Genomic DNA, 14440 nt, shown 5'->3' on the forward strand with positions numbered 1-14440 from the left:
TAACGAAGAGTTCGTATTATTTGTAAGGCAAATATTGATTGAAAGAAGAAGACGAAACAGCAAATACGCTGATTTCGTCTTTTTTATTCATTTTACGGATTAAAAATGGTTAAATATAGGAAATATAAAACGCATTTATTAATTATGAACGAAAGTGTATGATAAAAGAAAAACAGAACCGGAGTTCAGAGGGGGTCAAGGGATGAGATCATTATGCAGAGTTCTTATCGTCGATGACGAGATGCTGGTTAGACAGGGGATCAAACATCTTCTGGACTGGGAACAAGCTGGCTATTATATTGTTGGGGAAGCTTCTAATGGTTTGGAAGCGCTAGAATTGGTAGAAGAGTTACAACCTCACATTGTGATTACAGATATCGTGATGCCTATTATGGATGGCGAGAAGTTGGTAAGGTTGGTAAAAGAGCGCTATCCTGCTATCGAGGTTATCGTGCTGAGCAGCTTCAGCGAATTCGATTATGTACGTTCTACCTTTCAGAACGGAGTAGCTGACTATATTTTAAAACCTAAACTCGAGGCGGAATATCTGCTCTCTATTTTACACAAAACAGCAGCCAAAATAGAAGGACTTGGCATACCGGTAAAAGAAGAACGATCGGAAGAAACACAGATCGCGCAAGCAATCGATAAGATGATATCCGGTTATGAGGCAGAGATAACAACCGAAATCATCCGCCGCCGGTTTCCATACCTTAAGTTTCTCCTACTGGGTGTAGATCTGAATCCCGTAAAGGATAAATTAGGGAAGAAACAGATCGAAAAGAGCTTAAGTCAGTATCTTCATCTTTTACAATCAGGGCAAGCGGAATATATGAAATTAGAATCTGTTCCAGGCACGTTACTCTATTTACTCAATGCGGATGATCCCTGGGCCGAACGCATAGAGCAATTGATACACAATCTTTCCCGAATTCCTAAAGAGATTGAGCAAGCAGAAACAGTACATTTTATTATTAGTAATCGATTTGAAGATTTCTGCCAATTGGGCAATATCTACAGTAAACAATATGAGAGATTGAAGCGTTACTCGTTTTATTTACCGACGTATCCGGTACTTGAAGTAGACCATTTACCTGCCTTACCGGCTAGGACGTCAGCGATAGATATGGCAGAGCTGATTGAAGGATTAAAACGTAAACAATTCCAAAAATCCTTTTCATCTTTTTTAGAACATATACATGAAAAATCTATAGATTATGAGACAGATATATTTGAATTCAAATCTCTGCTTGGTAACTTTATATTTAATGTTACAAACACACTAAGTAAACTGAAATTTGAAACCGAGCCACTCGAAAAGAGAAAATATGATTATTTCAGGAAAATTGATCAGGCAGTGTACGCACGTGATGCGATCCAGTACATCGAGGAATTTATCCAAGAAGCAGAGATCATTACGAGAGAGACGGACACTTCAACAAACCCAAGTTTTTATCGTCTGCTAAACTATATACAAGAGCATTATGCGGAGCCGATTACCCTAACGGAAGTGGCGAAGAAATTTCATTTCAACGCATCTTATTTATCGAGTTATTTCTCTGCCAACAATAATGAGGGTTTCAGTGAATATGTAAACAAGGTACGAGTTGAGAAAGCAAAAGAAATGCTGGTAGAAACAGAAGAGTCAATCTCCGAGATTAGTGACCGTGTAGGTTACTCTGATCAGAGTTATTTTACAAAAGTTTTTAAGAAGATGACCGGGGTATCACCAAGTCAGTATCGTAAAGAACAGGTGCAGGAGAACCAAAATATATGATGAGGGGGGAGCTTGCAAATTTGAACAAAAAAAGTCTGTTTGTGAAGCTGTTTTTAGTTACCTTAATCAGTATTATTACGGTCTCGTTGTTATCCGTGGCGATTACGATCCGCATGTCTGAGAATTTATTCCTCAAGACCTTCAGTATTACGAATGAAAAGTTACTGGGACAGGTCAAATCAGATCTTGAAGCATACAATAACGCGGTTGCAACAAGTGCTACCTTAATTGCGCAAAGCGGAGGAGTCCGTACATACCTGACGAGCAGTGAGACGGATTCAGTGTCTTTATCAATGCAGACCTATGCAATGACGCAGCGGATTAAGACGATTATAACGAACCTAAGTGCCTATGATGTAGGTGTGACACTCGTTGGTGCCAACGGGCGAAGTTATACGACAGATCCTTGGTACTGGTCGGTTACGGTAGATGAATTAAACAATCATGAGATAACAAAACAGACAAGAGCGCATCCGCGGGAGATTTTGTATCAGCTTTATTATGATCGAGATCAGGCGGGTACAGAACAAAAACCTGTGCTGGTTGCCTCAAAAGCTTTATATGAACAGTATACCGGGAATATTTATGGAACACTGTATATCACGTTTCGTGACCAGGATTTCCAGTCTTTTTATGAGAATTTCACGAGTGAAGGCAACGATGTGCTGCTGATGAGTTCACAGGGACGGATTATCTCCAGTAATCGAAGTGAGTTAATCGGTCAGCATGTTCCTGCTCTGTTGCACGCTGTAGGTAAGCAAGAGAAGAGTGGACTCGGCAGTACAAGCCTTTCTTTTGAGGGAAGCGAGATTACGGTATTATCAGAGTATTTACCGGAATTTGATTTTTATCTGGTGAACCTTTTAGACCGAGAAACAGCGATGGGTGATATGGTCAATGTAAAAGCAATTGCACTCATGATCATGTCTATTGTTCTACTGTCTCTGATTGTTGTCTATCTCATTACAAGGAAAATGACGAAGTCCATGAGAGAGCTTGTCCGTCATATGTCACAGATTCCAACGAGTGGATTTAATCAGCGCGTTGATGTATCCAAAAGCGGATATGAGGTGGAGGAGCTGGGCAATGCGTTCAACTATGTACTCGACGAATTAAATGTGTATGTAGATCGATTGGTAGAGACTCAGAAAGAGCAGCGGAAAGCCGAACTTGCGGCACTCGAAATGCAGATTAATCCGCATTTTCTATATAATACGTTGGCTTCTGTTAAATTTCTCGTACAACAAGGAAATAAAGAAAAGGCTGCGGATACGATTAATGCCTTAATTACGTTGTTGCAAAATACCGTCAGTAACGTACAGAGTGCCGTTACCGTCCGCCAAGAGCTGGATACACTAAAGAATTATGTGTTTATCAATCATGTAAGATATGGCGATAGAATTCGAGTCAATTATTTCATCGAACCAGAGAGTATGGACTACCAAATTCCTAAACTTATTTTGCAACCGTTTATTGAAAATGCGTTTTTTCATGCTTTCAACCATAAAGAAGAGGGAACGATTCTGATTATGATTTCGGTTCAGGATGATCATTTGGTCTGCGAAGTAAATGACAACGGCGATGGAATGGACATAGATTCAGCTGAAACTACGGAAGGAAAAACATTACCGAAGACAAAGAGGAATCGAAAGTTGTTCTCAGGTATCGGGATACAGAATGTGGATCATAGGCTCAGATTCATGTATGGGGACAGCTATGGAGTTGATATCAGTAGTGTAATCGGTGAGGGGACTCGAATTAAAATCACGATACCTCTTCTAAAACAGGAGGAGCAAGACGAGAAAAGTAGACAACAATAAAGGAATAAAAAGTTAAATAAAATTCAAAAATATGTAATTAACCTAAAGAAAGAACCAAAACCCAAGAATAATACATGAGTTAAGTAGTGTTTTAAACAATGGAACTAAGAAAAGCACCAAAGCTAACAAATATAGTTCTAAAGAAACCGCATACATGAGTGATAAGATGGAAGCATAGAAAGTAAACGCTTCCATCTTATTTTATTTTATTTTCATATTTATTACAGCCTTGAGGGGGTTATTTCATTGAAAAACAAATTACCAAAAGTACTTTCAGTACTGTTAGCTAGTGCGGTTGTTCTATCTGCTTGTTCTACGGGTTCAGGTGGAGAATCTAGTGAAGGATCTAGTGCAGATACGAAAGAGATTACAGTCTGGGCATGGGACCCGGCGTTTAACATTGCAGCAATGAATAAAGCGAAAGAAGCTTATGCAGAAACGAATCCTGATCTTAAGATTAATGTGGTAGAGAACGCACAAGCAGATGTCGTGCAGAAGCTGAACACTGGCCTCAACTCTGGTTCTACAAAAGGTCTTCCGAACATTGTACTGATTGAGGATTACCGGGCACAAAGCTTCCTGCAATCCTATCCGGATTCTTTCTTTGAACTGACTGATGTCATTGATGTAGCCAATTTTGCAGATTATAAAGTGGGACCTACCAGCGTAGATGGCAAACAGTATGGAGTTCCTTTTGATTCTGGCGCTACTGGAATGTATGTAAGAACAGATTACTTGGAGGAAGCAGGGTACACGCTCGACGACCTACAAGATATTGATTGGGATAAATATATTGAAATTGGTAAAGATGTCAAAGAAAAAACAGGGAAATTTATGCTGACACAAGATCCGAATGACCTCGGAATCGTTCGTCTGATGATTCAATCTGCTGGATCTTGGTATACAGCCGAAGATGGTGAAACGCCAAACATTGCGAATAACGAAGCAATGAAAGTAGCATTTGAAACCTATAAAAAATTGATGGATTCCGGTATCGTCAAAGTCGTTTCTGACTGGAGTCAAGGGGTTGGGGCTCTTAACGGCGGTGATGTTGCATCTACTCCAACAGGAAACTGGATTACTCCATCGATTAAAGCAGAGGCTTCTCAGTCCGGAAAATGGGCAGTAGCTCCAACTCCGAAACTACCTGGGGTGGAAGGTTCTGTGAATGCTTCAAACCTTGGCGGCAGCTCTTGGTATGTAATGAATGTAGACGGTAAAGAAGCAGCGGCAGAATTCTTGGCAGCAACTTTCGGTACCGACGTAGATCTCTACCAAACATTGAATACAGAAGTAGGAGTAATCGGTACGTTCAAACCAGCTTCCGAGGGTGAAGCTTATAAAGCAGGAGATGAGTATTTCCAAGGACAAAAAGTCGTATCTGACTTCGCTGCTTGGACAGAACAAATTCCTAACGTGAATTATGGTCTAAATACGTACGCAGTCGAGGATATCTTGGTTGTTGCAATGCAAAGCTACTTAGGCGGCAAAGATATTGATTCCGTACTTACAGATGCGCAATCTCAAGCAGACACACAAATTCGTTAATTCATGAATGAATACGGGCCCTTGTTCCTTCTGCTTCTCCTTTAGAGAAAACTCTATGGATGGAGGGAAAGGGCAAGGGTCCTTTTTATGAAGAAAAAATAGAGAGAAACAAAAACATACTTAAGAAAACATATAGAGAAGGGTGTGGAGTGGTGTGAATACTGCGAAGACCGCGGCGAGTACCGGAAGTCCTAAAGGCATGGGCAGTCAAAGACGTATCAATATAACAGGCTGGTTATTTATTCTCGTACCGGTTCTTGCAATCAGCTTATTTTATTTTTATCCAATGATTCAGGCACTGATCCTTTCCTTTAAATCAGGTCGGGGAATGAATCTTGATTTTGTTGGATTCGATAACTATATTCGCTTGTTCCAGGACAGCAACTTTATTACCGCAGTAAAAAATACATTTATTTATCTCATCATACAAGTTCCTGTCATGCTGGTCCTTGCAATCTTTATTGCCGTTCTACTTAATGATGATAACTTGAAATTTAAAGGGTTCTTTAGAACCGCCATTTTCTTACCTACCGTTACTTCCCTTGTAGCATACTCCGTTGTATTTAAATACATGTTTGGCGGAGACGGTATTGTGAACAAGATGCTCATGAATTTCCATCTTATATCAGAACCAATCCAATGGATTTCTGATCCTTTCTGGGCAAAAGTAACGATTATCATTGCGATTACTTGGCGTTTTACAGGTTATAACATGATTTTCTATCTTTCTTCTTTACAAAATATCGACAAATCAGTATATGAAGCAGCTCGAATTGACGGAGCAAATGCGTTTACTCAATTCTTTAAAATTACGATTCCTCTTCTAAAACCGATGATCTTATTTACGACGATTACATCGACGATTGGTACCTTGCAGTTATTTGATGAAGTTGTGAACATCACGAAAGGCGGACCAGGTAACTCAACCATGTCGATTTCACAGTATATTTATAACTTATCATTTGAGTACACACCAGACTTTGGATATGCAGCAACTGTTTCTTACTCGATCGTAGTTATGGTCATCATACTGACACTCATCCAGAACAAAATTGGGGGCGATAAAAAATGAGTAAACCGAAGAAATTTTTCACGTATGCATTTCTTATCCTTGCTACCCTAATTTCGATCTTCCCATTCTTATGGATGATTACAAGTTCGACGAATCTGTCAGTAGAGGTTACGAAAGGAAGACTTCTTCCGGGATCACATCTGATCGAGAATGTAAGGAATCTATTTAATAGTGTAGATATGTGGCAGGCACTTTGGAACTCAGCTAAAATTTCCATTGTGACTACGATTCTCTCTTTGCTTATTGCATCCGCAGCAGGTTATGGATTCGAGATTTATCGCAGCCGTGCCAAAGATATTGTGTTTAACATTCTGCTGGCATCTATGATGATTCCATTTGCGGCCATTATGGTACCGCTGTACCAAATGTTCGCGAAGGTATCGAGTGTAATTCCGTTTCTTGGTATCGACACCGCATCAGCAGTTATCTTACCCACATTTACTACGGCATTCTTGATCTTCTTCTTCCGCCAAAGCTCCAAGATGTTCCCTAGAGACTTGCTGGAAGCAGGGCGTATGGATGGTCTGACTGAAGTTGGACTCTTCTTTAAAATTTATATGCCGACAATGAAATCAACGTATGCAGCAGCTGCGATCATTACATTCCTTAGCAGCTGGAATAACTATCTGTGGCCGCTCATCGTCTTGCAGTCGCCTGAGAATATGACAGTGCCGCTCCTGATTTCTAACCTTGGTTCAGGATATGCACCGGATTATGGAATGATTATGTCTGCGATTGTCATTACTACGCTGCCAACTGCACTTGTATTCTTTGTAATGCAAAAACACTTCGTAGCAGGAATGACAGGGTCCGTTAAGTAATTTAAATAGTAGCAGGATAGGAAAGGCTGTCTTGGCATCAGTTGAGAGCAAGTAGAGACTGATGTCAGGCAGTCCTTTCCCATATAGAAATGGAGGATGTATAATGAAACAAGTAATGGAGCAAAAAGCAAATCCGAGTACAGCATGGTTGTCCGATGTAAGCGTATTCGCTGTAGGCAGAGTGCCTGCGCATTCCGACCATAAATATTATGCTACAGCCGAAGAGGCGCAACAGCGCGGAGAGATGCCGCTTCGACACAGTCTGAACGGAAGCTGGAAATTTAGTTATGCTGCTTCACCGGCAGCACGCCAAGCGGACTTTTATAAGAAAGAAGTATCTTGTCGGGGCTGGGCTCAGATCGAAGTTCCCGGACATATTCAGTTGCAAGGGTACGGAAACCCGCAGTATGTAAATACGATGTATCCGTGGGATGGACATGAGAACCTTAGGCCGCCTATGGTTTCAGAAGACCATAATCCGGTTGGCAGCTATGTAAAATATTTTGACGTACCTGAAGGATGGGAAGGCCGTCCGCTCTATGTTTCTTTTCAAGGTGTTGAATCGGCTTTCTATGTATGGCTGAACGGAGAGTTTGTCGGTTACAGTGAAGACAGCTTTACGCCAAGTGAGTTTGATCTTACTCCTTATTTAACGGACGGAGAGAATAAGCTGGCTGTTGAGGTCTATCAACGCAGCACAGGTAGCTGGCTGGAGGATCAAGATTTCTGGCGTTTCTCAGGGATCTTCCGGGAAGTATATTTGTACACCATTCCAGAAGTGCATGTTCAAGATTTATTCGTAAAGACAGATCTGGATGAGATGTATGAAGCAGGTACACTTCTTACGGATCTGCAGCTGACAGGCAAGTCAGCTTCAAAAGTGGAACTTGTACTAAAAGATGCGGAAAATAAAGTGATTGTAGAGCAGACGGTAGTGTCTCCCGAAAACAATCTATCGGTTCGTCTAGCAGCCGGAAATGTAAATCTATGGAGCGCAGAAGCGCCGTACTTATATACTCTTTATATTTCTTTATACAATGAGACAGGAGAACTTGTCGAAGTTGTGCCTCAAAAAGTAGGCTTCCGTAAATTTGAGATGATAGACAAAGTGATGCATCTAAACGGAAAGCGTATTGTTTTCAAAGGGGTAAATCGACATGAATTCAATGTTCGTCAAGGACGGAATATTACGAAAGAAGATATGCTATGGGATATCAAAGCAATCAAGCAGGGGAATATGAACGCGGTTCGTACCTCCCACTATCCGAACCAGACGCTCTGGTATGAACTTTGTGATGAGTATGGTGTATACGTCATTGATGAAATGAATCTGGAAACGCATGGTTCATGGCAGAAGATGGGCGCAGTTGAGCCATCTTGGAACGTACCAGGAAACAACATGGAATGGCAAGATATCGTAATGGATCGTGCGATTTCGATGGTAGAACGGGATAAAAACCATCCTTCCATTCTCATATGGTCTTGTGGTAATGAATCCTATGCTGGGGATGTAATCCTGAATGTATCCGATTATTTCCGGGAGAAAGACAGCACTCGTCTCGTACATTATGAAGGAGTATTCTACGACCGGAATTATGATAGAACGAGTGACATGGAGAGCCGGATGTATGCGAAGGTAGCAGATATTGAAGAGTATCTAAATGACAATCCGGGTAAACCTTATATCAGCTGTGAATATATGCACGCGATGGGGAACTCTTTAGGCGGTATCCATAAATACACGGAACTTGAACAGAAGTATCCAATGTACCAAGGTGGTTTTATTTGGGACTACATGGATCAGGTTCTTATAAAAAAAGATCGTTATGGTAAGGAATTTATGGCCTACGGCGGTGACTTTGACGATCGTTCTACGGATTACAACTTCTCCGGTAACGGGATTGTATATGCAGACCGCCGCTGGTCTCCAAAGATGCAGGAAGTGAAATTCGTGTATCAGAATGTGAAGCTTACGCCAAGCCTTACGGGAGTTACCATTCGAAATGAGAATCTTTTTGTCGGCACCGATGCTTATGAACTCGTATACACGCTGAACAAAGAAGGAAAGCAGTTGTTCACAGGAAGAATGGATGTTCATGTGGCTGCGGGAGAAGAGAAAGAGATTGCGTATACTTTGCCGGAGGTGAGTGGTCAGCCTGGCGAGTATAGCGTAGATTGCTCCCTCGTACTCAAGGAAGAAACCTTATGGGCTGAAGCAGGGTATGAAGTGTGCTTTGGACAGCATGTGTTCCTTGTGGAAGAAGCTAAAGGAGATATTTCTGCAAAAGGCTCCGCGCTATCAAATGATTTCCGCGTGGTAGAAGGGGATGTGAATATCGGCGTACACGGCCGTGACTTCTCGATCATGTTCTCTAAACAGGCCGGAACACTCATCTCGGTGAACTACGGAGGTCGTGAGATGATCTCGGCACCGCCAGCTCCGCTCTTCTGGAGAGCGATGACGGATAACGATAAAGGAGCAGGGTTCCACTTTGATTCTTCCGCTTGGTATGCAGCAAGTCTTACTCGCCGAACACTAAGCTGGGAACTAGCAGAATCAGAAGGACAAGCAACGATCACGTATACCTATAAACTGAGTGTTCATGAGGACGTACGTGTGAAGGTAGCATATACCGTATTTACAGACGGAAGTATTCAGGTTGATTCCTCGTATAAAGGGGTGTCTGGATTACCGAAGTTCCCGATCTTCGCATTGTCCTTTAAAGTGCCAGCAGATTATGCGAACCTTGATTGGTATGCAAAAGGACCAGAAGAGAATTATGCAGACCGTGCGGAGGGAGCAAGACTCACACGTTTCAAAAACCGTGCCGAAGATAATGTTTCTGCTTACCTCGTTCCGCAAGAATCAGGTAATCGTATGGGAGTACGTCAGGTTGCGATTACGAATGACACGGGAAAAGGAATTCTTATTACTGCTCCGGCGTCGCAGCCTGTCGAAGCAGGAATATCGCCGTACACGGCGTTTGAGCTGGAACAAGCAACTCATCATTATGAACTGCCAAATGTGCATCATACCGTAGTCACGATTGCTGGCTGCCAAATGGGTGTTGGCGGAGATGACAGCTGGGGAGCACCTGTGCTAGACGAATTTACAATTGATCCATCAGGCGAATTGTCCTTCCAATTTACAATTCGAAATCAGGGTTAATTCAATAAGTGACGGTGTTTTAGTATAAGCAAAAAGAGCCTTTCTCGGGATAAGAGAAAGGCTCTTTTTTTGATTGCTGTACATATGAGATGAATTAAGCAAACATCCAGTGCAGTGCTTCTATAAATTGTTTCGCGAAGAAGACATCATCATGAGTTCCGCCTTCAACGAGTACAAATTTCAGCTGCTCCGGGGTCAATCCTTTCTCCAATAACCGTTCATGGGCTCTTAGGGTGTATGGAACCATGTGACGCTGAATATTTTCTTTATACACTCCTTCAAGACTTCCAACAGATAGAAATAGTTTACCGCCATGATGTAAAGAGAGCGGGTTATCTTCTATAAAGGTCAACATACCTTCATACCAGAAGGAAGCTGATAAAGCTCCGATTTTGCCGAATACATCAGGCCGCAGATAGCCGGCATAGAGAGAAATCAGGCCGCCTAGAGAGGCGCCGATGATTCCGGTATGCTCGGATTCAGTCAAAGTACGATAGGTCATATCAATATGCGGTTTCAAAACATCGGTGATGTATTCTATATATTCCGCACCCTTACTGCCAAAACCAGGATGACCTGCACCTCGAAGAGAAGCGGCGGGCCAAGGGGTATATTCATGAATTCGGTTGTTTGGTTCAATCCCAACGATAATGAGTTCGGGTAGTTCCTTTACTCGAAATTTATGACTGAGTAAATTAAATACTTGGCTAACGAGATCTATTCCGTCTTGAAGATAAACGACAGGAAATCTGACGGAATTCTCAGTCTCATTATAGGAAGGCGGGAGATAGATGGAAATCTGTTTATCTAAAATGACTTCTTGCTGATACATATTTCTCATGAACGAAACTCCTTATCTATATGAGTACAATAGAGAACGGGTGATATGGCTCTGTGCTCTAGCATAAGAAAAATAAATAAGGCCTTCCATGGACAAAATCCGGATTAATTCTGCCTGATAATAAATGGATCGCTGATAAGTACAACTTCGTCCTGAGTAGTGATATCTGTTGTGTTGTAAAGTGATACTTCCTTCGTCAAACGATACCTTCCGACTGGCAATTTTTCAGTGATATAAGCATCAAGTTCCACTTTTTTACTTGGTTCCAGTCCATATAAAATGTCAATGTAGCTAAGGTCAGCATATACTTTTGTCCATACCCCATCGATATCGGCTTCGACTCCTGTAAATGCACCATAATGGAGGGTCATGTCTGTATTATTCATTATACGGAATGAAACCGCATTGCCATCGAGATATTCTTTTTCCGACAACCCACACTTTACGATTTCAGAACCTATGAGATTAAGTTTAATATCCTCTCGTTCTGAACGAGTAAGTGTAGATGGCTCACCGAGGCTGACTCCTTCTGCTTCTTCGATTCGATCTTTGAGGGATGAGGTAGGACTATTGGACATTGCTGATTTATTCATTGCCTCTTGTTCAGAGGCAGCTCTTTTCGTAATGGTAAATGGATCGCTAATGAGGGTAATTGACTCTTTTTGTGAGCTGTCTGATGGATCCTGGAGTGACACCTTTTTCGTTAGACGATATTCTCCTGGCGGAAGGGCCTCTGTTCTTGCGTAGGAATACTGCTCAGAAGAATTACCTGAGTCGAGTCCATATCCAATACTGATAACAGCTTCATTTTCAAAATAAATCTCGAACCAGCGTTCTCCCAATTTCCTTTCCATTCGAAGATCTGCACCATAAAATATCGGATGACCAGAATGATTCACCAGCTCATAAGAGATAGCTTCTCCTTCTTGAAGTTGTTGTTCTACGAGTCGAAGATTAAGTTTCTCGTCTTCTTGTATTTGTGCTCTTGTGTGTATAGAGTCTTTTCCTTGCTTGAATCCACTAGTGTGGATATCCGAACCAGTTGTAGATATGTCCTTTTGACAGGAGACAAGCAGGAGCATAACCCCGGTGACAAGCAGCAAATAAAGCAGCTGTTTTCTGCGTTTCATGACTCTATTGTTATTCGGCATAGCGCATATCCTCCTTCTCATCAACCTCTATAATCTTTTGACGCAGTTAAGCTGGATATCGTTCCCTATTCTTAAAAAAGATAAAAAATACTTCAGTAACTTCCATTCTTAAGGTAATATGAAAGCGCAGACAAAATTTCTTGAAGGTGGTTTGGTCCCCCATGGAAATGAGTAGAACGGATAAGGATAAAGGAAGTAGCCTCTATGTGGATCGGCAAAATTTAAAAGAGGCTTTGTCAGCAAGGGTTGAAAAATCTGAAGCAGATTCAGCCGCTTTTGCTTTTGGGATCACGAATTGGAGACAAAGATTAAGATGCACCCAAGAAGAGCCTCATTTCACTAAGAGCTGGGAGCAGGTTAGATGGAAAGCTTCTCAGGCTTTAAATGAACCACTTCCGCAACTTTCTTTTGCGATCTTTAGGCAATTTGCCGAGACGGGAGAGCGTAAAGCATATGAGGATGTTTATTTTGAACGGAGAGCGAGGTTGAATGCACTTGCTGTAGTAACTGCAGTCATCACAGATAAGCAAGAGCACCAACAATATCTGGCTTCGTTAGAAAATGTGATCTGGGATATATGCGGAGAGTATACGTGGTGCTTAACCGCACATCTTCCAAGGGAAGGAGACCCCTCTCAAGAGGTGGATTTGTTTGCGGCCGAAACCGCACAGACACTTGCTGAAATTTATGCGATGCACCAAGAGGTACTGGATGCAAGGATTGCTGAGCGGATCCGAATTGAGGTGAGAAGACGGGTGCTTACCCCGGTTTTTACTGAAAAAAGATCCTTCTTTTGGCGAAGCGCAGATCATAACTGGTCGGCCGTATGTGCTGGCGGGAGCGGGATGGCTGCGCTTATTCTAATGAATGATCAGGAAGAAAAGACAGATGCGATGATGCAGACGCTTGAGTCTATGCAATCTTTTCTGAGCGGCTATGAAGCGGATGGAGGGTGTGCAGAAGGGCTGGGTTACTGGGTATACGGATTTGGTTACTATACATATTTCGCTGAGATGCTGAGGGAATATTCGCATGGGAAAATAGATCTGCTTACAACAGAGCATGTGCGGTCAATCGCTCGCTTTCCCTCATCTATCCATCTTTCGGATGGAGTGTATGTTAATTTTTCGGATAGCAGTGAGCGGGAGGTGCTTCCGTCAGGACTTCTGAACCGAATCGCAGAGCGAACGGGATGCATTCATGATTTTCCTTCTATTATTCCTGGTATGCTGGATGACCCTGTGAGAAGATGGGCGCACCTGATTCGTAATTTCCTATGGAGTGATACGGAACAAAATAAGGGTGAGAAGCAGATGGAGAATCAAATTGCAGCTACATCCGACATTTCTGAGCGGGCGGGTCTTAGAACAGTGATATTCCCAAATCTCGGTTGGTGGGTGAGCAGAGGGAAGTTCAGTGGTTTCGCACTGAAAGGTGGGGATAACGGAGAGCCTCATAACCACAATGATCTAGGACAGATTATTATTCATGGCGGCGGGGAAAATCTTCTCTGCGATTTAGGCGCAGGTATGTATTCCAAAGCCTATTTTCAAGAAGGCAGAGAGTCGATTATTAATATCTCTTCGGGCGGTCATAGTGTCCCAGTGATCGGTGGGCATATGCAGAAGTCAGGTCCTTCGTATTCGGCAAAGGTTCTAAAGACAAAGAGCAGCGAGAAGGAACTTCAGGTAGTGCTTGATCTCACGCATGCTTATGGTGAAGCTCCAATTCACTACTTTACCCGTTCTATCCTATTCAAATGTCACTCAGATGGAGAGAGATCCATAGTGGAACTGGAAGATGTGTTCGAGTGGAAGGGTATAGCGGAGTCGATAGAAGAAAGGCTGATTAGCCGAATCGGACCTATTTTCGAGCGAGATACGGTGATATGGAGTGGTAGCAGAGCAAGGTTGATCCTGCGCTATGATTCAGCCCTGTGGGCAGCATCATCTATAGCAACGGCCCACTTCACCCATGAAGGCGAACCGTATACTTTTTATACGACTTCACTTGTAAGCAAGGAACAAGAGGGCAAACAAACCAAATGCCAGCTCCAGTTTGAGATAGAAGATATTTCTTCAAAGAGTCGTCATAAGACACCAATCAAATGAAACTTGAAGGGATTAAATGCGGAAAGTTGACCTGTTTATCTTGCTGCTTCTAGTAGTTAACTCCAAATTCAATTGCGTCCTTCTTAATAGCAGATGGTTGGTCAGTAGAATCGTTTAAACAGGCTTGAGA

Annotated in this window: 9 protein-coding genes; 7 read left to right on the top strand and 2 right to left on the bottom strand. The window is 42.3% G+C overall.

The features are described from left to right. Positions 1–202 precede the first annotated feature (202 nt). The 6 genes from H9647_RS11140 to H9647_RS11165 all read left to right on the top strand — a co-directional run bounded on the left by H9647_RS11140 (position 203) and on the right by H9647_RS11165 (position 10207). On the top strand, positions 203–1777 hold the full coding sequence (locus H9647_RS11140; RefSeq protein ID WP_191799862.1) for a response regulator transcription factor: 1575 nt from the start codon (positions 203–205) through the stop codon (positions 1775–1777). Between the two features lie 20 nt (positions 1778–1797). After that, on the top strand, positions 1798–3597 hold the full coding sequence (locus H9647_RS11145; RefSeq protein WP_318245293.1) for a sensor histidine kinase: 1800 nt from the start codon (positions 1798–1800) through the stop codon (positions 3595–3597). 246 nt (positions 3598–3843) lie between these two features. After that, the gene (locus H9647_RS11150) at positions 3844–5145 is read left to right on the top strand and encodes an ABC transporter substrate-binding protein (protein ID WP_191799863.1); all 1302 of its coding nucleotides are present in this window, start codon (positions 3844–3846) and stop codon (positions 5143–5145) included. Positions 5146–5344: 199 nt separating this feature from the next. Further along, the gene (locus H9647_RS11155; RefSeq protein ID WP_191800315.1) at positions 5345–6217 is read left to right on the top strand and encodes a carbohydrate ABC transporter permease; all 873 of its coding nucleotides are present in this window, start codon (positions 5345–5347) and stop codon (positions 6215–6217) included. Beyond that, entirely contained in the window at positions 6214–7038 is an 825-nt protein-coding gene (locus H9647_RS11160; RefSeq protein WP_191799864.1) for a carbohydrate ABC transporter permease, read from the top strand. The genes H9647_RS11155 and H9647_RS11160 overlap by 4 nt, the downstream gene beginning before the upstream one ends. Positions 7039–7141: 103 nt before the next feature. After that, positions 7142–10207 carry a glycoside hydrolase family 2 TIM barrel-domain containing protein gene (locus H9647_RS11165; protein ID WP_191799865.1) on the top strand — a complete coding sequence of 1022 codons (3066 nt, stop codon included), beginning with the start codon at positions 7142–7144 and terminating at the stop codon, positions 10205–10207. 94 nt (positions 10208–10301) lie between these two features. Here H9647_RS11165 and H9647_RS11170 read toward each other — a convergent pair whose 3' ends face one another. Both H9647_RS11170 and H9647_RS11175 read right to left on the bottom strand, forming a co-directional pair. Next, positions 10302–11048, bottom strand: coding sequence for an alpha/beta hydrolase (locus H9647_RS11170; RefSeq protein WP_191799866.1), 747 nt, complete (start codon positions 11046–11048; stop codon positions 10302–10304). A 104-nt stretch (positions 11049–11152) separates the two neighbouring features. After that, positions 11153–12199: an immunoglobulin-like domain-containing protein gene (locus H9647_RS11175; RefSeq protein ID WP_191799867.1), complete on the bottom strand. Its 1047-nt coding sequence runs from the start codon at positions 12197–12199 to the stop codon at positions 11153–11155. A 161-nt stretch (positions 12200–12360) separates the two neighbouring features. Here H9647_RS11175 and H9647_RS11180 point away from each other — a divergent pair, with 161 nt between their 5' ends. After that, complete coding sequence (locus H9647_RS11180) at positions 12361–14310, top strand: heparinase II/III family protein (protein WP_191799868.1); 1950 nt, start codon at positions 12361–12363, stop codon at positions 14308–14310. The last annotated feature ends 130 nt before the right edge of the window (positions 14311–14440 follow it).

The sequence above is a fragment of the Paenibacillus gallinarum genome (genome assembly GCF_014836635.1).
GTDB classification, from domain to species: Bacteria; Bacillota; Bacilli; order Paenibacillales; family Paenibacillaceae; genus Paenibacillus; species Paenibacillus gallinarum.